This window comes from Mesorhizobium sp. M0894 (assembly GCF_040319725.1).
Taxonomy (GTDB): domain Bacteria; phylum Pseudomonadota; class Alphaproteobacteria; order Rhizobiales; family Rhizobiaceae; genus Mesorhizobium.
The window spans coordinates 188,102-210,890 of sequence record NZ_JAMYOG010000007.1; the positions used below are offsets into that span (position 1 = coordinate 188,102).

At 63.0% G+C, this 22,789-nt stretch carries 19 protein-coding genes; 14 read left to right on the forward strand and 5 right to left on the reverse strand.

The window, feature by feature from the left end:
- Window positions 1-3 precede the first annotated feature (3 nt).
- The 4 genes from NKH91_RS16260 to murA form a co-directional block, all read right to left on the reverse strand.
- The gene (locus NKH91_RS16260) at window positions 4-1,524 is read right to left on the reverse strand and encodes an ABC transporter substrate-binding protein (protein ID WP_352884714.1); all 1,521 of its coding nucleotides are present in this window, start codon (window positions 1,522-1,524) and stop codon (window positions 4-6) included.
- Window positions 1,525-1,623: 99 nt separating this feature from the next.
- Window positions 1,624-2,529, reverse strand: coding sequence for an N-acetylmuramic acid 6-phosphate etherase (gene murQ, locus NKH91_RS16265; protein ID WP_502896899.1), 906 nt, complete (start codon window positions 2,527-2,529; stop codon window positions 1,624-1,626).
- Between the two features lie 186 nt (window positions 2,530-2,715).
- Window positions 2,716-3,606, reverse strand: a complete 891-nt coding sequence (locus NKH91_RS16270; RefSeq protein ID WP_352884711.1) for a glucosamine kinase nucleotide-binding domain-containing protein — start codon at window positions 3,604-3,606, stop codon at window positions 2,716-2,718.
- Window positions 3,603-4,859, reverse strand: coding sequence for a UDP-N-acetylglucosamine 1-carboxyvinyltransferase (murA, locus tag NKH91_RS16275; protein ID WP_352638993.1), 1,257 nt, complete (start codon window positions 4,857-4,859; stop codon window positions 3,603-3,605). Before murA ends, NKH91_RS16270 begins: the two co-directional genes overlap by 4 nt.
- 215 nt (window positions 4,860-5,074) lie before the next feature.
- On the opposite strand from murA, the gene NKH91_RS16280 reads away from it, so the two are divergent.
- Window positions 5,075-5,923, forward strand: coding sequence for a MurR/RpiR family transcriptional regulator (locus NKH91_RS16280; protein WP_023716700.1), 849 nt, complete (start codon window positions 5,075-5,077; stop codon window positions 5,921-5,923).
- A gap of 44 nt (window positions 5,924-5,967) precedes the next feature.
- On the opposite strand, the gene NKH91_RS16285 is transcribed toward NKH91_RS16280, so the two are convergent.
- The gene (locus tag NKH91_RS16285; RefSeq protein WP_352884709.1) at window positions 5,968-6,813 is read right to left on the reverse strand and encodes a FadR/GntR family transcriptional regulator; all 846 of its coding nucleotides are present in this window, start codon (window positions 6,811-6,813) and stop codon (window positions 5,968-5,970) included.
- A gap of 21 nt (window positions 6,814-6,834) precedes the next feature.
- Here NKH91_RS16285 and NKH91_RS16290 point away from each other — a divergent pair, with 21 nt between their 5' ends.
- The 13 genes from NKH91_RS16290 to NKH91_RS16350 all read left to right on the forward strand — a co-directional run bounded on the left by NKH91_RS16290 (window position 6,835) and on the right by NKH91_RS16350 (window position 22,783).
- Window positions 6,835-7,713: a fumarylacetoacetate hydrolase family protein gene (locus NKH91_RS16290; RefSeq protein WP_023716702.1), complete on the forward strand. Its 879-nt coding sequence runs from the start codon at window positions 6,835-6,837 to the stop codon at window positions 7,711-7,713.
- Window positions 7,710-8,489, forward strand: a complete 780-nt coding sequence (locus tag NKH91_RS16295; protein ID WP_352638995.1) for an alpha/beta fold hydrolase — start codon at window positions 7,710-7,712, stop codon at window positions 8,487-8,489. The genes NKH91_RS16290 and NKH91_RS16295 overlap by 4 nt, the downstream gene beginning before the upstream one ends.
- Before the next feature lie 54 nt (window positions 8,490-8,543).
- Window positions 8,544-9,884 (forward strand): metal-dependent hydrolase family protein, encoded by a 1,341-nt coding sequence (locus NKH91_RS16300; protein WP_023716704.1) that lies wholly within the window; start codon window positions 8,544-8,546, stop codon window positions 9,882-9,884.
- Between the two features lie 74 nt (window positions 9,885-9,958).
- Window positions 9,959-10,960 (forward strand): branched-chain amino acid ABC transporter permease, encoded by a 1,002-nt coding sequence (locus tag NKH91_RS16305; protein ID WP_023716705.1) that lies wholly within the window; start codon window positions 9,959-9,961, stop codon window positions 10,958-10,960.
- Complete coding sequence (locus tag NKH91_RS16310; protein ID WP_352638996.1) at window positions 10,957-11,982, forward strand: branched-chain amino acid ABC transporter permease; 1,026 nt, start codon at window positions 10,957-10,959, stop codon at window positions 11,980-11,982. The genes NKH91_RS16305 and NKH91_RS16310 overlap by 4 nt, the downstream gene beginning before the upstream one ends.
- Window positions 11,983-12,028: 46 nt before the next feature.
- Entirely contained in the window at window positions 12,029-13,276 is a 1,248-nt protein-coding gene (locus NKH91_RS16315) for an ABC transporter substrate-binding protein (protein WP_352638997.1), read from the forward strand.
- A 27-nt stretch (window positions 13,277-13,303) separates the two neighbouring features.
- Complete coding sequence (locus NKH91_RS16320) at window positions 13,304-14,089, forward strand: ABC transporter ATP-binding protein (protein ID WP_352493955.1); 786 nt, start codon at window positions 13,304-13,306, stop codon at window positions 14,087-14,089.
- On the forward strand, window positions 14,082-16,337 hold the full coding sequence (locus NKH91_RS16325; RefSeq protein ID WP_352638999.1) for an ABC transporter permease: 2,256 nt from the start codon (window positions 14,082-14,084) through the stop codon (window positions 16,335-16,337). Before NKH91_RS16320 ends, NKH91_RS16325 begins: the two co-directional genes overlap by 8 nt.
- A 79-nt stretch (window positions 16,338-16,416) precedes the next feature.
- Window positions 16,417-18,603: a flotillin family protein gene (locus tag NKH91_RS16330; RefSeq protein ID WP_352884706.1), complete on the forward strand. Its 2,187-nt coding sequence runs from the start codon at window positions 16,417-16,419 to the stop codon at window positions 18,601-18,603.
- An 81-nt stretch (window positions 18,604-18,684) separates the two neighbouring features.
- Window positions 18,685-19,122 (forward strand): SRPBCC family protein, encoded by a 438-nt coding sequence (locus tag NKH91_RS16335; RefSeq protein ID WP_352639001.1) that lies wholly within the window; start codon window positions 18,685-18,687, stop codon window positions 19,120-19,122.
- A gap of 10 nt (window positions 19,123-19,132) precedes the next feature.
- Window positions 19,133-20,650 carry a zinc-binding dehydrogenase gene (locus tag NKH91_RS16340; protein ID WP_352639003.1) on the forward strand — a complete coding sequence of 506 codons (1,518 nt, stop codon included), beginning with the start codon at window positions 19,133-19,135 and terminating at the stop codon, window positions 20,648-20,650.
- 83 nt (window positions 20,651-20,733) lie between these two features.
- A complete protein-coding gene (locus tag NKH91_RS16345) occupies window positions 20,734-21,843 on the forward strand; it encodes a carbohydrate kinase (protein ID WP_352547505.1) in 1,110 nt (369 codons plus the stop codon).
- A gap of 10 nt (window positions 21,844-21,853) precedes the next feature.
- Window positions 21,854-22,783 (forward strand): pseudouridine-5'-phosphate glycosidase, encoded by a 930-nt coding sequence (locus NKH91_RS16350; RefSeq protein WP_352547528.1) that lies wholly within the window; start codon window positions 21,854-21,856, stop codon window positions 22,781-22,783.
- Window positions 22,784-22,789: the final 6 nt, after the last annotated feature.

A 22,789-nucleotide genomic window follows, 5' to 3' on the forward strand; every position in this document is an offset into this window, starting at 1 on the left:
CAGCTACTGGATCGTCACCTTGGCGAGGCTGAACAGCGAACCTGTCGGCACTGGTTCGAATCCTGCGATATTCTTCTGCTGGGCCGTGTAGCTGTAGGACGTGTAGAGCCAGATCCAGGGCGACATCTCAGTGATGTGCTTCTCGAAGTCGGCGAAGATCGCTTTGCGCGCCGCCGGGTCGGTCTCGGTGCGGCCCTTCTGCATCAGGCTGTCCAGCGTATCGTCGATATAGTTCGCCACCTTCTGCAGATTGCCGGTCTTGGTCCAGTAGCGATTATACATAGTGTAGGGATCGGCCCTGCCGCCGTTCAGCGCGACGGCCATGTCGAAATCGCCCTTCAGCCATGCATCGACATAGACGTTGAGCTCCATCATTTTGATGTCGAGCTTGACGCCGATTTCTGCGAGTTGCGACTGGATCACCTGGGCTTCCGCCGCTGCCGTCGGCGGCTCGCCGGTGGCGCCGGTCACGGTCGCCGAAAAGCCGTCGGCATAGCCGGCTTCAGTCATCAGTTGCTTGGCCTTCTCAATGTCGCGCTTATAGCAGAACAACTGGTTCGGATCGGTCGCCAGGGCCGGGATGGTCAGCGGGCCGGTGACCTTGCCTTCGCCGAGCGAGGCGGTGTCCAGCACTTCCTGCCGGCCGATGGCGCAGGAGATCGCCTGACGCACCTTGAGTTCGGTCATCGGCTTGCGGGACGGATTGAGCTGCAGCACGTGGTAGGCAAGCACCGGCACGCGGTTCAACTGCAGGCTGGCTTCCTTGGGCACCAGCGTGGCGACAAGTGGATCGTTGAGCAGGGCGAAGTCGATCTGCTTGGTGCGCATCGCCGCCAGGATCGCCGTTTCGTCCGGCAGCACGCTGATCTCGATGCCGTCGACACCGGTCGCGCCGCCCGCCCAATCCTTGTTGGCGACAAGCACTTCCTTGGAATTAGGATCCCACTTTTCGAGCTTGAACGGACCCGAGCCGACCGTCGTCGTGCCGATCGAGCCGGCCGTGATTTCGCTTGCCGGGACGATCGCGGCATTGACGTCGCTCATCGCCGTCAGGATCGGCACATCCGGCTGCGAGAGGTGGAACACGACGGTGGCTGGATCGGGCGTGTCGATGCTGGCGATCGAGAGAAAGTTGGCGCGGGCGGCCGCACCGGTCTTCTCGTCGAGTATGCGCTCGAAGGATGCCTTGACGTCGGCCGAGGTCACGGCGGCGCCGTTCTGGAATTTTGCTTTCGGATTGAGCCTGAAGCTCAGCTCCTTGCCGTCCGCCGAGAACTGCCAGGAGTCGGCAATCGCGGGCGTGATCTGCAGATTGGCGTCGAGCCGTACCAGCGGTTCATAGATCAGCTCCAGCAACCGCAGCGAGGAGAATGCCGTCTGCTTGTGCGGATCAAGACCGGTGGCGTCCTGCGACCAGGCCATGTGCAGCGTCGCCGCACTCGCCTGCACCGGTGCCGCGGCAATGGCCAGCATTGCCGCAAGCGTCATCCCGGAAAGCAGTTTCTTGCCAATGTGCCGTACCATTGTCGTCTCCCATTATTGTTAAACCTGATGCCTTGCAGTTCCCCGGACCGCTTCAAAGGGACACACGCCCCGGAACATCGGCCCAGCATCCATGCGGTCTTACACCGTCTTTTCGCCTATCGCCTTGCGCAGGAAACCTCCCGCATTGGCAAGCGCCTTACGTGCTTCTTCGACGCCCATGCCGGTGATCGTCACCAGGATTGCCAGTTTTACGTCATTGCCGGTCTGGTCGAGTGCCTGTCGTGCCTGCTGCGCCGCGCAGCCGGTCGTCTGCATCACGATCCTGACCGCCCTGGCGATCAGCTTCTTGTTGCTTGGATTGAGGTCAACCATCAGGTTCTGATAGCTCTTGCCGATGCGGATCATGCTGGCGGTCGACAGCATGTTGAGCACCAGCTTTTGCGCGGTTCCCGATTTCAGCCGGGTCGAGCCGGTGAGGACCTCCGGTCCAACCACCGGAGAGATGGCAATATCGGCAATTCCGGCAATGGTCGATCGCGGATTGCAGGACAGCGCCACGGTGGTGGCTCCCACCTGCTTGGCATAGGTCAAGCCGCCGATGACATAGGGTGTGCGTCCGCTGACAGCGATGCCGACCACCACGTCGCCGGCGGTCAGCTTGATGTCCTGCAGCGCCTTTATTCCCTGCTTCGGATCGTCCTCCGCGCCTTCCGCGGAGTGCACCAGCGCGTCGACGCCGCCGGCGATCAGGCCCATCACCATGTCCTCGGGCACGCCGAAGGTCGGCGGACATTCCGAGGCGTCGAGGACGCCAAGCCGGCCGCTCGTGCCCGCGCCCATATAGACAAGGCGTGCACCTTTCTGGAACGCGCTCACGATCCGGTCCACGGCCGCAGCAATGTCGGGGATGACCTTCTCGACGGCTGCCGCAACGCCTTTGTCCTCGTCATTGATCTTGCGCAGCACCTCGAGGGTCGGCAACAGATCGATGTCCATCGTCTTCGGATTCCGGTCCTCGGAAACCAATCGCTCCAGCTCCGACATCAACCCGTGTTCGACCACTTGCTTGCTTTCAATCTGCTGTGAGCAGGAATGTGATGCGGTGCCAGCCGACGTCCAGTGCCCGCAGCCGGCGACCGGCAACTTGCTTCTGCTTGGTTAACTTTTTAGAATTCGATATTCCTCGTGTCAACGGATACTAGGAATATAATATTCCTTCAGGCAGGAGCACTATCGCTGACACAGGGATTTCCTAGCCAGGATTATGGCTCCCGAAACCGCATCGCCATCGGCCGGCTTCAGACGTCGGCGGACGTCGGGAGCGAGCCATGGCTCTAGCGGGCTGGACAGACCGCCGAGCAGCGTAACCCGCGGCGCGCCCTTTTCGAACAGCACCCGCACGAACGTGTCGACCTGCTCGGCAGCACCTTGCACGATGCGCCGTCCGGCCGGATCGCCCTGGTCGGCGTGGCGGATCACCATCGGCGCCAAGGCGGCATAGTCGGTCGCGCTGGCGCGGTCCATCCAGGCCACCGACTCGAACGGATCGTCCCTGAAGCGCTGCATCACCTCGGTCAGCAGCGCCGTCCGCTCATGCCGGCCGTCATGGGCACGCAAGGCAAGCTGCACTGCCTTTAGTCCGAGATCGGCGCCGCTGCCCTCGTCGGAAATCGGAAAACCGTAGCCGCCGACGCGCATGTCGCGCCCTTCGACAAAGCCGAGCCCGATCGAACCGGTTCCGGCTATGACGATGGCGCCGTCTTGACCCGAATGAGCGCCCAGGCAAGCCGCGACGCCGTCGCTGTCGAAGTCGATGCTCGCAAAGCGATGTTCGATGCCACGAAACGCCTCGAGCGCACCCTTGCGGCCGATGCCGGCAAGACCGATGCCGGCGCGGATCCTGGCGATTTCCGCCGCCGCGAACCCTGCCTCTTCGATCGCCGCGCCAAAGGCTTTGGCAATCGAGGCCCAGGCCGCCTCTATACCGAGCCGCGTTGTCGCCGGGCCCGACAGGCCTTGCCCGAGCACAGTTCCTGCCTCGTCTTCGATACGCGCCCGGCAGCCGGTTCCGCCGCCATCGACGCCCAGGAAATAATGCGGAGACACCGCGCCGGCACTCATCCACTTATCCGCTCGATCTGGGCGCCACACAGGCGGAGCTTGCGGTCCAGCTGCTCATAGCCACGGTCGAGGTGGTACACCCGGTTGATCGTTGTCTCGCCTTCGGACACCAGCGCCGCCAGCACCAGCGAGACGGAGGCGCGCAGGTCGGTCGCCATCACTTGCGCGCCCTTCAGCTTCTCGCCTCCGCGCACCAGCGCCATGGTGCCTTGCAGCTTGATATTGGCGCCGAGCCGCATCAGTTCGGGCACATGCATGAAACGGTTCTCGAAGATCGTCTCGCGCAACAGCGAAGCGCCCTCGGCACAGCACATCAACGCCATGAACTGCGCCTGAAGATCGGTCGGAAAGCCCGGATAGGGCTCCGTCGTCACGTCGACCGCCTCGAGTGGCCCGTCTCTCGACACGATCAGCCCGCGGTCGCCCGGCCATATTTTCACACCGGCTGCTTCGAGCAGCCGGACGACGGATGCCATGTGCTCGAGCCGCGCGTGGGTCAGCTCGAGCTGACCGCCGGTGATAGCCGCTGCGACGGCATAGGTGCCGGCCTCTATCCGGTCCGGGATGATGTCGTGCGTGGCGGCGCGCCAGTCTGTGCTGCCCGCGATCAGGATGCGGTGCGTGCCGGCGCCCTCGATCCGCGCGCCCATGGCGTTCAGGCAGGCGGCAAGATCGGCTACCTCCGGCTCACGGGCCGTGTTGAGGATCTCGGTCTCGCCGTTTGCAGTCGTCGCCGCCATCATCGCAGTTTCGGTCGCGCCGACCGACGGCGAGCTCAAAACGATGCGCGCGCCTTTCAGCCCGCCCGGCGCAGACGCGACGATCAGCCCGTTTTCGATGGCAATGTCGGCGCCAAGTGCCGCAAGCGCGGCGACATGCATGTCGACCGGCCGTGCGCCGATCGCGCATCCGCCAGGCAGCGAGACCCGGGCATGGCCGAAGCGGGCAAGCAGCGGACCGAGAACCAGCACCGTCGCGCGCATGCGCCTGACTGTGTCGTAGCTTGTCTCCCTGGAGACGGCAGCACTGGCATCGATTGTGGCGGCATGCGCCGATCTGGTGACTTCAGCCCCATGAAGCCCGACGACGCCAAGCATGTTGTCGACATCGGTCACCTCAGGCAGGTTGGTCAGCTGCAGCGGGTGGGGGCTGAGCAAAGCTGCCGCTATTTGCGGCAAGGCCGCGTTCTTGGCGCCGGAGATCGTCACCGCGCCCTCAAGCCTGTGCCCGCCGACGATCCGCAATCTATCCATGGCTCTGACCTAATCCAAGGTGTCGGCGAGTCTACGCGCTTGCAGGCGATCTTTCATGTCCGAATTCCCGTGCATGTCCGATCGTTGGTGTGGGCGAAAGGCTAGGCCGAAACCGCACGGGTCGAGATTTGATAGATCATTCTTGGCTGTCAATCAGGAACGGAATAATTTATTCCTTGGCTTGGCATTGTCGATGACTGGCAACAGGGGAACGCATGTCCGTCCTGAAGAAGATCGAGGCCAAGCTCGAGATCATGGCGCCCGGCGATCGCGAGATCGGGCGGTACATCGTCGACAATCCCGACCAGATGCTGCGCCTGTCGACGGCGGCGCTCGCCGCCGAAATCGGCCGCAGTCAGTCGAGCGTCGTCAAGTTCAGCCAGAAGCTCGGCTATGCCAGCTATCAGGAGCTCAAGCTCGCCGTCAGCGAGGCCAAGTCGCAGGAATGGCACGTGCCGGCCGGCATGATCCACGGTTCGATCGAGGTCGGCGACAGCTATCTGGTCATCTTGCGCAAGCTGATCGGCAGCAAGCTCTTGTCGATGCAACAGACCGTCGCAGCCAACACCGAGCAGGAAATCGGCAAAGCCCTCGAAGCGTTGAACGGGGCGCGCCGCATTCATCTGGCCGGCGTCGGCGCATCCTCGCTCGTGGCGCGCGATTTCTCCTACAAGCTGATGAAGCTCGGCCGCAACGTGCTGCACGACAGCGACAGCCATGTGCAAATGGCCAATGTCTCGACGCTTGGACGAGGCGACGTGCTGTTCGCGCTCTCCTATTCCGGGGCGAGCATCGAAACCCTGCGGATAGCCGAACTGGCTCGCAAACGTGGCACCACCGTGATCGCCGTCACTGGACTTCGCGACAATCCGCTGAGCCGCGTTGCCGACATTCGCCTCCACACGATCGCCGATGAAGAGCGCGCGCGCTCTTCGTCGATAACCGCGCGCGACGCACAACTGACGCTCACCGACCTGCTGTTCATCCTGCTCGTGCAGAAGCAGCCTGACGCCAACGAATACGTCCACAACAGCGAACTGGCCGTCTCGGTACTGAAGGCTTAGTCGTTGGACGCATCTCACCCGCTCTCCCTTGAGCCGCGCGTCTATTAGCGGCCCAGAAGGTTGCGCTCGACTGTCTTGAGATGGGCGAGCATCGCCTGGTTGGCGCTTTCCGGGTCGCGGCGCAGCAATGCGTCTAATATTGTCTGATGCTCGTCGCAATAAACGCGCCTGCGCTCCTCCGAGAATGAGCGCTTTTTCATTTCGAACCATGGCGATTGGTTGCGGATCGTGCGCATGAGATTGTGAATCTCTTTCAGGAAGTCATTGCGGCAGCAGGCGAAGACGCAGTGATGGAACTCGGCGTCCCAATGCTCGAAGTCCGGCATGTCCTCGGCAGCGCATGCGGTCTGATGCGCTTCGCGAACCGCGTTTAGTTCCGCCATGCTGGCATTTGTGGCGGCGAAGGCCGCCGCCGCTGGCTCCAGCAACTGCCTGATCTCCATCATGTCGGCGGGGCTGGTGCCTTCCATCCGCGTGACCGTCGCCGCGATGGAATCGGGATTGGTCGCAGTCAGAAAAGTGCCGCGCCCGACATGCCGGACAACCGTTCCGTCCTCCTCCAGGAAGCCGACGGCACGACGCACCGTATTGCGCGCCACGCCGAACTCGGCCGCAAGGTCGCGCTCGGGCGGCATCCGCCCGTCCTGAAGCCACTCGCCGGCCGAAATCCGTTTTTTCAGCACAGTGGCGATGTCGTTGGCGACGAGCTTGGGCATTTGTTGAGAGCTTTTAATCTGATCCAATGTTGAACCAATACTATCAGCCGGCGCCCTGCCGGTCCAGTACCTGATGAGGTCAAGGCCCGATTTACCGCGACAAGTGACGAAAACCCTCTTGCAGCCTAAACCAATCCGCGATAGCGTGTAACGAAAGAGCTTATATTGGCTCATAAAAGGTTCAGGGAGGAACGAATGAAGGTCGCGACGTTTTCGATTGCAGGCGAACGTCGCGTCGGCGTTGTCGATGTCGACAATCAGTCGGTCGCCCCCTTCGATATCCCTGTTGACCAGGCGCTGTCTGGCGTGCTGGCGCTGTTGCGGCGCAACGGCGCCGGGATGCCGCGCACGCTGTCGCCGGTTCCGCTGGCGCAGGTCGAGCTCGAGGCGCCGATACCTTTGCCTGCCCGCAACATCTTTTGCGTCGGCAAGAATTATTATGAACACGCCCACGAGTTTGCCCGCAGCGGCTTCGATTCGAGCGCCGGTGCCGGCGCCATTCCGCAACATCCGATCATTTTCTCGAAGGTCCCCGAATCGGTCGTTGCAACACATTCGAACGTGCTGATCGACCCTTCCATATCGATTGCGATCGATTATGAGGCGGAACTGGCGGTCATTATCGGCAAGGGCGGACGCGGCATTTCGAAAGCCGAGGCTTACGATCACGTCTGGGGTTATACGATCGTCAACGACGTCACTGCCCGCGACCTGCAGGGAAAATATAGCCAATGGCTAATCGGTAAGTCGCAGGATACGTTTTGCCCGATGGGGCCATGGGCGATCACCAAGGATGAGCTCGACCTGGAAAACGCTTCGGTACGTTGTTTCGTCAATGACGACCTCCGCCAGAATTCCAAAATATCGCTGCTCATCTTCGATATTCCGACGATCATATCGACGCTTTCGCAAGGCATCACCTTGAAGCCGGGCGACATCATCGCCACCGGCACGCCGGTCGGTGTCGGCATCGGCTTTGATCCGCCGAAATATCTCAAAGCCGGCGACATTGTGCGGGTCGAGATCGACGGCATCGGGACGCTGGAGAACCGGATCGTGGAGCGGGTGCAATGACGACTGTCACCGTCGGTCCGATTGTCGCGGAAGTCGCCGGCGAGGGCGAGCCGGTGGTGATGATCCACGGTCTCGGCGGAACCTCGAACATGTTCCAGCCGCAGCTGGAGGCGCTCTCGGCCTACCGTGTCATCCGCCTCGACCTGCCTGGATCCGGCCGCTCGCCGCGGCCGCTCGATCCATTGACGATCGAGCTAATGAGCGACGCCGTCATCCGCGCCATGGCGGGCATGGGCGTCACCCGGGCGCATTTCGTCGGCCACTCCATGGGCACGATCGTCTGTCAGTTGGTCGCAGAGATGCAGCCGTCGCTGGTCAGGTCGCTGGTTTTGTTCGGTGCTCTCGCCGAGCCAGCTGAGGCGACGCGGCAAGGCCTTGCCAACCGGGCGCGATTGGCGCGATCGGGCGGTATCGCCGACATCGCCGACCAGATCGTTGCCAATGCACTGTCGGCCCATACCAGGGAGACCTCGCCGGCCGCCGTCGCCTTCGTGCGCGAATCCATCACCAGGCAGGACCCGGAAGCCTATGCCCGCACCTGCGAAGCCCTGGCCAAGGCCACGGCTGTGGATACGCGCCGGATTTCAGCGCCGACCCTTTTGGTTACCGGCGACGCCGATACGATCAATCCGATGAGCGTCGGCCAGGCGCTTGCCGACAGGATAAAGGGAGCGATATTCTTGTCCCTCGATCGGTGCGGACATTGGGCCACGGTGGAGTGCCCCCGCGAAAGCAGCCAAAGGCTCGCCGATTTTTTGAGACGCGTTGATAGGTGAGGATCGGAATTCGGGCGTAAAAACAGTGCGCCCGACAGTTTGGGAGGTTTTCTGATGGCAGACGACGGCTGGAACGGAAACGGTTCGGGCAGCACGCTCTTTACCAATGTGCGCGTGCTCGATGCGACCGGCGAATACCCCTACACCGGCGAAGTGCTGGTTCAGGGCAACCGTATCAAGCAGATCACCAAGGGCTCGTCGCGTTTCGGCTCGCCGGCTGTGTCGTCCTCCTACAGCGGCTTGTCAGGCGGTGTCACAACGATCGACGGCATGGGCGCGACGCTGATGCCGGGCATGATCGACGCGCATCTGCATCTCTCCTGGAACAACGCGCCCGGCATCGACCCGATCCAGATGATGGAGGTGGAAGAGCACATGCTGGTCACCATGGAGATGGCCAAGCTGGTACTCGACGCCGGCTTCACTGCCGGCCGCGGCGCCGCAGCCGCCAAGCCGCGGCTCGACGTCGTGTGCAAGAAATTCATCAATCAGGGGCGTTTTCCCGGGCCGCGTTACCTCGCCGCCGGTCCCGAGATCACGACGGTCGGCGGCCTCGGCGATTCCGCGCCTTCGCACATTCCGCATGAAGGCCTCAATCTCGGCATCGTTGTCTCCGGTCCCGAGGAAATCCGCCGCACGGTGCGCCAGCTGATCAAATACGGTGTCGATTCCATCAAGCTCAATCTGTCCGGCGAAAGCATCACCGGCATGGGCGCCGAAGAAACGCCGATGTCGGAGGAAGAGGTCGCCATGGCCGCCTCCGAGGCGCGCTGCCGCAACAAGGTGCTGTCGGCGCATGCGCGCTCATCCGGCTCGGTCAAGCAATGTGTCCGCCACGGCATCCAGAACATCTACCACGCTTCGTTTGCCGACGAGGAAGCTCTGGACATGCTCGAGGCGGCCAAGGACAAGCATTTCGTGGCCCCCGGCATCGCCTGGCTGATCAACACCGCGCGCCATGCCGAGCAATGGGGCATCAAGCCCGGCTCGCCGCTCTCGCTCGAATATGAGCGCGAGCTCGAAATGTGCATCGAGACGATGAAAAAGATGCATCGACGCGGCATCCGCGTCTGCATCGGCGGCGACTACGGCTTTGCCTGGACGCCGCAAGGCACCAACGCCAAGGACATCCAGACCTTCGTTGAGATGCTTGGCTTCTCGCCGATGGAGGCAATCCAGGCCGGGACCAAATATGGCGGACAGATCATGGGGATGGCCGACGAGCTCGGCATGATCAAGGAAGGTTATCTCGCCGATCTGCTGTTGATCGACGGCGACCCGATATCGGACGTGCGCATCCTGCAGGACAAGAACCGCATCCTCGCCATCATGAAGGACGGCAAGTTCCACAAGGCGCCGCGCTTGAATGAGCAGCGCCGCCGGCTGACCGCATGAGCATTCTGGACCGGCCATCTTCGCCCGACATTTCGCGGCCTAAGACTTCGGGGCTCGAGATTTCTGGCGGCGGCATGACGCGCAGACAGGCGTGGGGTCTTTTCTGGCTCCTCGCAGCTGCCGTCATTGCATGGCTGGTCTTTGCCGTCTGGCCGGACTGGCTGAACGCCATCCTGATTTCCAAGAAGGCATTCGTCAGCGCCATCCTCAACGGCATCACCCTGGCTGGCCTTTATTTCCTGGTCGCCAGCGGCTTTACCCTGATCTTCGGCCTGATGCGCAACGTCAACCTGGCGCATGGCTCGCTCTATCTGCTTGGCGCCTATATCGGCTATGAGGTGGCGAACCGCACCGGCTACTGGCTGCTGGGTGTCGCCGCGGGCTTCATCGTTCTGGCCCTTGTCGGCGTCGTCATGCAGATCTTCGTCTTCCGGCGACTGGAAGGCGACGACCTTCGCCAGACCCTGGTCAGCATCGGTATCTCGATCGTCGCCGCCGACCTGATGCTGGCGGTCTGGGCCGGCGGCACCTATCAGATCCCGGTGCCGGAATGGCTCGACGGTGCACTGACCTTACCGGTGGTCACGGCCGTGCGGTCTAACGGCGTCTCGGTGTTTCTCACCTACCCGCTTTATCGCGTCGTCGTGCTGGCGGCTGCGATCGTTATCGGCATCGGCCTTTGGCTGATGCTGCACAAGACGCGCGTCGGCATGATGGTCCGCGCCGGCGTCGACGACCGCGCCATGCTGTCGGCCTCGGGCGTCAACGTACACGCGGTCTTTGCTATCGTCTTTGCCGTCGGCGCCGGGCTTGCCGGCTTTGCCGGCGTCGTCGGCGGCTCGGCATTGTCGGTTGCGCCCGGCGAGGACGTCCGCTATCTCCTGGCCTCGCTCGTCGTCGTCATCGTCGGCGGCATGGGTTCGATTACCGGTGCTGCAATCGGCGCGCTGCTGATCGGCCTCGCCGAACAGATCGGCCTCGTCTATTTCCCGACCTACGGCATCGTGCTCACCTTCGTCATCATGGTGGTAGTGCTGTCGGTGCGGCCGCAAGGCATCATGGGGAAAGCGCGATGAGCCTGACCGTCGCCGTAGGCGCCGCGCCTCGACAGAACTGGCTGGAGAAGCTCGGCGCCGGTCACATCATCCTTGCCGTAGCATTGGTTCTCTACCCGCTGGTGGCATCCGATTTCTTCCTGACGCAGATCGGCGGTTATTCGCTGATCTTCGGCATGCTCGCACTGTCGCTGATGATGCTGGCCGGCTATGGCGGCATGGTCAGCCTTGCCCAGATCACTGTCGCCGGCATCGCCGCCTATGCCATCGCCATCCTCGGCGAGAACAATTCGAACGTGCTCGGCCTCGGCTGGCCGTGGTGGATCGCAGCACCCTTCGCCATTCTGGCAGCTGCGGTGGCATCGGCGCTGATCGGCTGGATCTCGGTGCGCACCGAAGGCATCTATACCATCATGATCACGTTGGCGATCGCCACCGCGACCTTCTATTTCGCCCAGCAAAACTACGCGATCTTCAACGGCCATTCCGGCTATGCCGGCATTCGCGCGCCGGTGTTCTGGGGCGTCAACTGGCGCGACCCGAAGGCCTTCTATTATCTCTGCCTGGGTTCGGCGGTGCTGTCCTACGCGGGGATACTCTACGGCGCCCGCTCGACCTTCGGCATGACCGTGCAGGCAATCCGCGACAATCCGCGTCGCATGCGCGCGCTCGGCTATCACGTCACCGCACACAAGGTCTTCGCATGGTTCCTGGCTGGAATCATTGCCGGTGTCGCAGGCGTGCTTTTGGTCTGGTTCAATGGGCGCGTTTCACCCGGCACGATCGGCGTCGATGCAGCCATCGACGTGCTGATCATCGCCGTCATCGGCGGTTTGCGCCACCCGATCGGGCCTTTTCTCGGCGCGCTCGTCGTTGTCCTGATGCAGACCTTTGCCATCGACCTTGTCGGAGCCGAGCGTTTCAACACGCTGATCGGGCTGGTGTTCCTGGTGATCGTCTTCATCTCGCCGGATGGAATTCTTGGGTTGTGGGGGAGGATCAGACCGCAGCTAGCTCAGGAGTCCTTGCGTTCCGGTCCGTGACGCCGGAGCGGAATGAACTGCATCAATCAATCAAAGGGAGGAAAAAATGAGAATACATCGACGCACACTGCTTGCGCTGGCGCTTGCCACCGGGCTGACAGCTCCGTCTCTGGCGCTAGCCGCCGACGACACGATCAAGATCGGCCTGCTCGCCACTTTCGAGGGACCGTTCACGGTGCTCGGCGAAGACGGCGAGCGTGGCGCGAAGACGGCGCTCGACGAGGTCAGCGGCATGGTTGCCGGCAAGAAGATCGAAATCGTCAAAGGCTCGTCCGACGCTTCACCTGATAGCGCCGTGCGCGCTGCCCGCAAGCTGGTCGAGCAGGATGGTGTCAAGGTGTTGGTCGGCCCGCTTTCGGGCGATGAGGGCCTCGCCGTCAAGGACTATGCCAAGACCCAGCCGACCGTGACCTTCATCAATGGCACCTCGGCGGCGCAGGACACGACGCTGCGCAACCCGGCGGAAAATTTCTTCCGCTTCTCGACCGACGGCGCGCAGTGGATGGCGGGTCTCGGCACCTATGCCTTCAACGACAAAGGCTACAAGCGGGTCGCCACTGTCGCCGAGGACTATTCTTTCCCGTATACGCAGGTCTTCGGCTTCATGGCCGAGTTCTGCAAGGCAGGCGGCAAGGTGCCGTCCAAATCCTGGGTGCCGATCGGCAACAAGGATTTTTCGTCGGTTATCGCGGCCATTCCCGATGACGTCGATGCAATCTACGTCGCGCTTGGCGGCGCCGACGCCGTGAACTTCCTGACCCAGTATCAGCAGGGCGGCGGCGCGGCCCCCTTGATTGGTGGCTCGATCACCGTCGACCAGACGGTGCTGACCTCGAAGGGCAAGCTGCGCGACGTGCTGGTCGGCACGCCTTCCGCCGGACCAACCGCCGACACCAACGACGCGCCTAGTTGGAAAACTTTCGTCGAAGCCTACAAGAAGCAGCCAGGTGCCTTTCCCTCGCCGTCGCTCTTCGCCCACGGCTATTACGTCAACATGAAGGCGACATTGCTCGGTCTCGAACAGGTCGGCGGCGATGTCTCCGATGGCGGCGCCAAACTGCGTGACGCACTCTCGAAACTGTCTTTCGACACGCCGACCGGCAAGGTGTCACTGGACAAGAACCGCAACGCGATTGCCGACATCTACCTGACCGAGGTGACCGAGGGGCCGGACGGCAATCTTTTGAACAAGCTCGTCAAAGTCGTGTCGCAGGTCAACCAGACGCTGGGCATTCCCGAAGACGAGTTCGCCAAGCTTGGGGCTGTCAGCCGCGACAATCCGCGCTGCCCGTAACCGCGTGGCTTGCGAGTATATCCGCCCGTGACCGAAACTCTTGCCGCGAACCGTCTCCAAAGCTCCGGCGCCTTTGCGCTGGAACTCGATGGCGTTGCGCGGCATTTCGGCGCTTTGGTGGCGCTCTCCGGCATTGATATGAGGATCGCGGCTGGCGAGCGGCGCGCGGTTCTCGGCTCTAACGGCGCCGGCAAGACCACGCTGTTCAATGCAGTGACCGGCGATTTCCTGCCGACGGCTGGCCGCATCCGCTTCTTCGGTGAGGACATCACCGACTTGCCGCCGCATGAACGCATCCGGCGGGGCTTGCGGCGGACCTACCAGATCTCGCAGCTGTTCAAAGGCTTGTCGGTTCTCGACTCGATCTTTCTCGCTTGCCGCGGCGTCTCACGCCGACGGTTCTCGCTGCTCCGCCCAAAGGCCACCGACGTCAACATGGTGCAGGCGGAATCGATCCTCAATGCCGTGCATCTCGAGGCCTATCGCGACCTGCTGGTGGCGACACTCAGCCATGGCCAGCAGCGGCAGTTGGAGATCGCGCTGGCGCTGGCCGGCGCGCCACGCTTCATCCTGTTCGACGAGCCGGCGGCCGGCCTGTCGCCGACCGAGCGCCGCGACTTGGTGGCGATCCTCAATGCGCTGCCCAAGCATATCGGCTATATTATCATCGAGCACGATCTGGATGTCGCGCTGCGCGTTTCGGAATATGTGTCGATGATGCACAACGGCCGTCTGTTCAAGGAAGGCACGCCGCAAGAGATCGAGGCCGACCCGGAGGTCCAGGAGATCTATCTCGGGGGCAAGCATGGCTGAGCGCCCCGTTCCCCTCGGCCGAACGCTCCCTTCTGGCCCAGCCTCTTCCGGCAAAATAGGCAAGGCGATCCTCAAAATAGAGGATCTGCAGGTCTATTACGGCGAAAGCCATGCCCTTCAGGGCGTCTCGCTGGCGCTGGAAAGCGGCGTGCTGTCGGTGGTCGGCCGCAACGGCATGGGCAAGTCGACGCTCTGCAACACCATCGTCGGCCTGAAGCGCGCGCGCTCCGGCTCGATCCGCGTCGACGGCCGCGAGATCACTGCGCTCGAACCGCACGAGATCCATCGCCTCGGCGTCGGTTATGTGCCGCAAGGGCGGCGCGTCTGGCCAAGCCTGAGCGTTGATGAGCATCTCCGTCTCGCTGCCGGCAATCGGCGCGATGCGAGTTGGACCGTCGAACGCATCTACCAGACATTTCCGCGCCTCGCCGAGCGCCGCACCAATGGCGGCTCGCAGCTCTCCGGCGGCGAACAGCAGATGCTGGCGATCTCGCGTGCCCTGCTCAGCGACCCGAAGCTGCTGGTCATGGACGAGCCGACCGAAGGCCTTGCGCCGATCATTGTCGACCAGGTTGAGCGGATGCTGGTCACCTTGGCCGAGGAAGGTGAGATGGCGATCCTCGTCATCGAGCAGAATATCGGCGTGGCGACCGCGGTTTCCAACCAGGTCGCCATCATGGTCAACGGCCGCATCAATCGGCTGATGGACGCGGCAGCGCTCGCGGCAGACCGGGAATTGCAGCAACGGCTGCTTGGTGTCGGACGTCATGCCGACGAGACGTCCGTCACGCCGGCAGCCGCGGCACAGGCGAAGGACCAGTTGGCTGAAGTCTACCGCATCGACCGGACGGCTACCGGTTCCGAACCGATGACCCAGAATGGAACCTACCTTCCGGTCACCGAACTGCCCAACCGCTGGAACGTGCCGGTCACGGCCATGCGGCAAGCGGCTATCGAGAGGGCCGCGCCACAGGACGATTTGAAGAAGGTCTTTGCAATTCCTTTCGCCGAACGCATTGGAAGAACAGTGCTCGTCGCCGGCACTTTCGATACCAAGGGCAAGGAATTGCGGTTCGTCGCCGACCGGCTGAAGTCCCTCGGCATTCCGGTTCGCACCGTCGACCTCTCCACCTCCGGAAAACCGTCGAGCGCCGACGTTCCTGCCATGCAGGTAGCCGGAATGCATATGCGGGGATCGGCGGCCGTTTTCACCAATGATCGCGGCGGCTCGGTGAGCGCTATGGCGGAAGCCTTCGCGCGCTGGATCGAGCGCGAGCCGCGCATTGGCGGCGTCATCTCGGCCGGCGGCTCCGGCGGCACCACGCTGGCAACAGCAGGCATGCGCGTGCTGCCCGTCGGCATCCCTAAACTGATGGTGTCGACCGTGGCAGCCGGCGACGTCGCCAAATATGTCGGCGGTGCCGATATCATGATGTTCCATTCGGTCGCCGACGTTCAGGGGTTGAATTCGATCACCGAACAGGTGCTGTCAAACGCCGCGCATGCGATGGCGGGCATGGTCGCGCAGCTGCCCAATGCCGAAGCCTGGGAGGCCAGGCGCAAGCTGGCGCGCCCCGCAGTCGGCATCACCATGTTCGGCGTAACAACGCCAGCAGTGCAGGCGGTGACCAGACTGCTCGAGGCCGACTACGACTGTCTCGTGTTCCACGCGACCGGCATCGGCGGGCGGGCAATGGAGAAGCTCGGCGATTCGCGGCTGCTCTCGGCCTTCCTCGACCTGACCACGACGGAAGTGGCCGACATGATCGTCGGCGGTGTTTTTCCGGCGACTGAAGACCGCTTTGGCGCCGCAATCCGCACCGGCTTGCCCTATGTCGGCTCGACCGGCGCGCTTGACATGGTCAATTTCGGCCCGCGCGACAGCGTGCCGGAGAAATTTCGAAGCCGCAAATTCGTCATCCATAATCCGAACGTCACGCTGATGCGGACAACCCGCGACGAGAACCGCGCCTTTGGCGAATGGATCGGTGCGCGGCTCAATGCCATGAATGGCCCGGTGCGGTTCCTGTTGCCGGAGGGCGGTGTCTCGATGCTCGATGCACCAGGCCAACCATTTCACGATCCGGAGGCCGACAACGCCCTGTTCGAGGCGATTGAGAAGACCGTTCGCCAGACGCCGCAGCGCCATCTCGAGCGTGTGGGTGCGAACATCAATGACGCGCTCTTCGTCGATGCAGCGGTCAATGCGTTCCGCGCGATCACACCGAAACTGCAGAGGAGAGCATAATGGCTTCGAGCAGGCGCATTTGTAAAATCGGTGCCGGTAGCCTGTGGCTGACCGCATTCTATTTGGGAGGGTAGAAAAGATGGCCGCGCAGACCTTGGGCGCTTTCCTTTTGTGGCTAATCATTGCCGCGATCGTCGTGGTGATCGCCGTCTACATACTGCGATGGCTTTATCGCCGGTCGACCAAGGAGACGGCATTCGTGCGCACCGGCTTCATGGGCGAGAAGGTGGTGGTGAACGGCGGCGCTTTCGTCATTCCGGTGCTGCACGAGATCACGCCGGTCAACATGAACGTCCTGCGCATCGAAGTGCGCCGCGAGGATGCCTTTGCGCTGATCACCAAGAACCGCATGCGCGTTGATCTGGTCGCAGAGTTCTTCGTCCGTGTCGGCGCCGGCCGCGATCTGGTCGCCGCCGCAGCCCAGACGCTCGGGCGCCGCACGCTGCAGCCCGACAGCCTGCGCGAATTGCTGGAGGGCAAGTTCGCCGGTGCCATGCGCACCGTTGCCGCCCAGATGACGCTGGAAGAGATGCACGAGCTGCGCGGCGACTATGCGGCCAGGGTCCGGCAGCTTGCCTCGGAATCGCTCGCCGCCAACGGGCTGGAGCTGGAAAGCGTCGCCATCGTCGACCTCGACCAGACCAGGCTCGAATATTTCGATCCGTCCAATGCCTTCGACGCCGAAGGCCTCACCCAACTGACGGAATCGATCGAGACGCGCCGCAGGATGCGCAACGAGATCGAGCAGCGCACGCTGGTCGACATCCGCAACCAGAACCTCGACACCCAGCGCAAGGTGCTGGAGATCGACCGCGACACCGAATACGCCCGCCTCGAGCAGGAGCGCGAGGTCGAGATACGTCGCGCCTCGCAGCGCTCCGAACTCGCCAGGGAGCGGGCGATCCGCGACCAGGAGGCCGAGCAGGCGCAACTGTCGGCGCGCGAGGCCGTCCAGAAATCGCGCCTCAACCAGGAGCGCAACATTACCGAGGAGCGCATCAAGAGCGAGGAAGACACGCAGCGCCGCGAGATTGCGCGCCGCCGCGCCCTCGATGAGACGGAAATGAAAATGCGCGAACTGACCGAGCGCGAGCAGATCGCGCTAGAGCTCGCCCTGGAAAAGGCCAGGATCGAACGCGAAGGCACGCAGAGCGAGCTCGAGATCGAGCGCAGGAAAGCCCTCGAAATCGCCGAGCTCGAACGCCAGATCGCGCTGGCGGAAAAGGCATTGGAGGTTACCAGGGCCGAGGCGGAAAAGCGCCGCGCCGAAATTGTCGAGAACCAGGCGACCGAAACAGCGCGGATCGGGCAGGAGCGTGCCATCGACGAGGTCAGGATTGCACGCGAGCGTCACCTCGAGGCGCTGCAGATCGCCAAGCGCCAGGCTTTCGAGGAAGCCGAAATATCGGCCGGCGAAGAGGTCGAGCGCGCTCGCATCACCACCGAGCGCGGCATCGAGGAGGCGCGGCTGATCAAGGACCGCGACATCCGCCAGCTCGGCGTCGAGCGCGACCAGAAGATCGAGATAGCCGAAATCCAGAAGGCCATCGACATCGCCAAAAAGACGCAGGAGCGTTCCTCCGCTATCGCGGCATCCGAGGCGGTGCGCGCCAAGGCCATCCAGGCTGAGGAGCAGGCCTTCACGGCGCGCGAGCGCGAGATCGCCGAGCGCCGCAAGCTGACCGACTTGATCGGTGCGGCTCGCGAGGCCGAGCGCGAGGCCCTGCGCATAACCGCGGCCGCAGATGCCGAGATGAAGGCGGCCAAGAGCCTGGCCGAAGCGCAGAAGATCGCCGCTGTTGCCGCGGCCGAGGCGGAGAAGATCCACGCCCTTGCGGCGGCCCAGCGCTACGAGGTTGATGCCGCCGGCCATCGTCAGCTCAACGAGGCCGACAATCTGCTCTCCAACGAGGCTCGTGCCGGTCGCCTGCGCGGCAAGTTGCTCGACCACATGGAAGGCATCATCCGCGAAAGCGTCAAGCCGATGGAGAAAATCGACGGCATCAAGATCCTGCACGTCGACGGCATCAATGGCGGGCAGGGCGGCAACCGCAACGTCACCGACGAGGTGATCGATTCGGCGCTGCGCTACCGGGTCCAGGCGCCGATGATCGATAATCTGATGAAGGAGATCGGCATCGAGGGCGGCTCGCTCGGCCGCATGACCGACGTGCTGCGCGATGCCAAGGACATATCGAGCCTGGCCCGCGACAAGAAAGGCAAAGGCAAGGTCAGCAAGGACGACGATGACGACCGCGACCGCTGACCAGGTCCGGTGGGCGGTGTGCTGTGCGAATGAGTGGCGATGCCTCGGCACCGGCCGCTCGTTCGATACCGGCGGTGGGGCATGACCAAGGTCTATGTGTCCTCGGTCATCCCTGCGCCGGCTGCGGAAGTCTGGAAGATCGTGCGCAACTTCAATGGCCTTCCCGCCTGGGCGCCATTCGTTGCGGAGAGCCGCGTCGAACAGAACGCACCGGCCGACCAGATCGGCTGCATCCGAAATTTTGTGCTCAGGGATGGCGGGCGGATTCGCGAAAGATTGCTGGCACTGTCCGACTACGATCTGTCGTGCAGTTACGCTATCCTGGAAAGCCCGATGGCGGTGGAGAATTATATCGCCACCCTGTCGCTGACGCCGATCACCGACGGCAATCTCACTCTGGCCGAATGGCAGGCGGAGTTCGACTGTGCGCCTGAGCGCGAAGCAGCACTTATGCATCAGATCGGCACCGGCGTCTTCCAGGCGGCGTTGAGCGCACTCAAGCAGCGCTTCGGGCGCTGACATTCCCGCGATGGTTCAAGTCCGCCAGAGCACCATCATCGATGCGCCGATCGATGATGTCTGGTCGATTCTACGCGATTTCAACGGCCATGAACGCTGGCACCCGACGATCTCGTTCAGCGAAATCGAAGGTGGCGACCCGGTCGACGCGGTCGGCTCGGTTCGTCGTTTCCGCCTGGCCGATGGCGGCGAGTTGCGCGAACAGCTGCTGGCGCTGTCCGACAAGGACTTTCGGCTCGCCTATTGCCTGCTCGAAGCGCCGCTGCCGCTGATGGGTTATGTCGCATCGATCCAGCTGAAGCCGGTGACCGACGGCAACGCGACCTTCTGGGAATGGCGTTCCGAATTCCATCCACCTACGCACCGCCGCGACGAACTGGTCAAGCTCGTCTCCGAAGGCATTTATCAGGCCGGCTTCGCGGCGATCCGTAGCCTTTTGCGAGGAAGGGTTCTGACTGCCAAGGCAAGAGCGCCAACGCCGGCACCTCCGTCAGCCCCGCCGCTGATCCCTTCGCCGGTCTCTTCCGCAACAACATCGTTCGGCCAGTCAGCAACAACCAGGGCTATTGTGGTCGAGCGCTATGGCGGTCCGGAGGTGCTGCAACTCAAGGAGGTCGGCTTGCCGCCGCTGGCGCCGAACGAGGTGCGGATCCGCCATACGGTGATCGGCGTCAACTTCATCGACGTCTATTGCCGCACCGGCTATTTCGACCTTTTGCAACCACCGGGCGTGCCTGGCATGGAGGCGGCCGGCGTCGTCGAAGCGGTCGGTTCGGAGATTGCCGGTTTCTCGGTCGGCGACCGCATCGCCTATGCCTGCCCGCCGGTCGGCGCTTATACCGAGCGGCGCAACATGGCGCCCGATCTGCTGGTTCGCCTGTCCGACGATATTCCCGACGAGATTGCGGCCGCGGGGCTGCTCAAGGGCGTCAGTGCGAGTTTTTTGCTGCATGATGTCCATGCGGTGCAGCCGGGCTCCGTCGTTCTCGTCCATGCCGGCGCCGGCGGCATCGGCCAGCTTCTGGTGCAATGGGCACGCCTTCTCGGCGCAACGGTCATTGCAACGGTGTCGAGCGACGACAAGGCGCGCATCGTCGAACGCCTCGGTGCCCATCATGTCATCGTCTACTCGCGTGAGAATTTCACTGAGGCCGTCATGCGGCTGACGGGAGGCGTCGGCGCCGATGTGGTCTACGATGCGGTCGGCCAGGATACGTTCGGCGGCTCGCTGGCGGCGCTCCGCATTCGCGGTCACCTCGTCAGTTTCGGTCAGGCGTCAGGGCCGATCGGCAATTGGGACATCGGCCGCTTTGCATCAAAGTCGATCACCGTATCGCGTCCCAACTATGCGCATTACACCGACACGCCGGAAAAACTAGCCCCGCACGTCGAGCGTTTCTTTGCCGCGCTGCGACAGCGCGTCGTCAGGATCGAACCGCCCAAGCGCTATAACCTATCCGACGCCGGCGATGCTCACCGCGACCTTGAGGCCAGGCGGACAATAGGCGCATTGGTGCTGGTGCCATAGCCGACACTCGTCGAAACAGATGTTGACAATGTCATCTGTTGTTGCGAAGCGTTCAGCCTCGAATTTGACGGCCGGGTGGGACAATGGACGACCTTGGAGCACAGGAACAAGCGGTTCTCGACCTCATTGCGGCGAACCCATTCGCCGGCCAGCAGGACATAGCAACGGCGCTCGGCATCGCCCGCTCGACGGTCGCGGCCCACATCGTGCAACTCGTCAACAAGGGCTACATTCTCGGCCGTGGTTACGTCTTGCCGACGTCCAAGCGCATGGTCTGCGTCGGCGGCGCGGTGCTCGACCGCAAATACCACGCCAAGAAGGATCTGATTTTCGAGACGTCGAACCCGGTCGACGGTTATCGCAGCTTCGGAGGGGTCGCCCGCAACGTAGCCGAAAACCTTGCCCGCCTCGGCGTCGACATAAGCTTCGTCTCGATCGTCGGCGACGATGAAACCGGCCGCTCGCTGGTGCGGCACCTGCGCGGTCTTGGCGCCGATGTCAGCCAGGTCATCACCACCACGGAACGGCCGACGGCGGAATATGCCGCCATCCTCGACCGCAACAATGATCTGGTGCTCGGCATTGCCGACATGGAGATCTTCGATCTGTTTTCGTCGTCCTATCTCGACCGCTTCTGGCCATATCTGGCTTCGGCGACATGGGTGTTCATCGACTGCAATCTGCCGGCTTCGACCATCGCAGCACTGATCTCGCGCAAGCAGGGCGCGCGCTTCAAGCTCGCCGTCGACACAGTCTCGTCGCCGAAATCAGCGCGCCTGCCTAAGGATCTGACCGGCATCGACCTTCTGTTCACCAACCATGACGAGGCCAATACGATGCTCGGCATGACGGATGCCGACAAGCGGCTAACGCCGAAGGAAGCAGCAGCAGCGCTGCGCGCGGCCGGCGCCAGCACGGTGATCGTAACCGCAGGCGCGCATGGATTTGCCGTTGCGACCGAGAGCGGTGTTACGACGATGCGCTCCGTCCCGGCGCAGGCCGTCGACATCACCGGCGCCGGTGACGCGATGATCGCTGGCACTTTGTACAAGGTGCTTTCGGATGATCCGGTAGCTCATGCCGTCCGCACCGGCGCACTGCTCGCCACGCTGACCACGGAGAGCGAATCCAGCGTCCACCCCGATCTATCGCCGCGCTTCCTTGCGGCCGGCATGTACCGCATTCCTGCCTGAAAGCGAGATGATGAAACCTTCCCTTGTCCACCTGAACGATGAAGTCGCTACCGCGCTTGATGAAGGCCGCGCGGTGGTGGCACTGGAATCGACGATCATCACCCACGGCATGCCCTATCCGGCCAATCTGGAGACGGCCCGCGACGTCGAAACCGTGGTACGCGAGAACGGCGCCGTGCCCGCCACGATCGCAGTGGTCGCCGGCAAGATCAAGGTTGGCCTCGACGACCGTGAACTGGAAGAGTTGGCAGCGGCAAAGGGCGTGGTCAAGGCTTCCGGGCGCGATCTCGCCGCCATCATGGTGCACGGCGGCTCGGCCGGAACCACCGTCTCGGCGACGATGCGGATCGCGGCACTCGCCGGCATCGGCATTTTTGCGACCGGCGGCGTCGGCGGCGTGCATCGCGGCGCCGAAGCGACTTTCGACATCTCGGCCGACCTGACCGAACTCGGCCAAACCGGCACGACTGTCGTCTGCGCCGGAGTCAAGTCGATCCTCGATATTGCGAAGACGCTGGAATATCTGGAAACCCAGCGTGTGCCGGTGATCGCCTATGGGAGTGATGATTTTCCGGCTTTCTACACCCGCTCCAGCGGGCTCAAGGCCGATCATCGCCTCGATACCCCCGACGAGATCGCGCGAGCCATGCTGCTGCATGACGAGATGGAATCCGGCACCGGCATTCTCGTCGCCAACCCTATCCCCGAAGCGGACGCGCTCGATCCGGCATTCATCGACGGCACGATCGCAGCGGCGGTAGCCGAAGCGGAGCAGCGCGGCATCGGGCGCAAGGAACTGACGCCGTTTCTGCTCGCCCGCATCAACGAGCTTTCGCAAGGCCGCAGCCTGAAGGCCAACATCGCGCTGGTCCGCAACAACGCCGCGCTCGCCGCCCGCATCGCGGTGGTGCATGCGAAATTGAAGGGCGTGACCAGATAGAGGCAG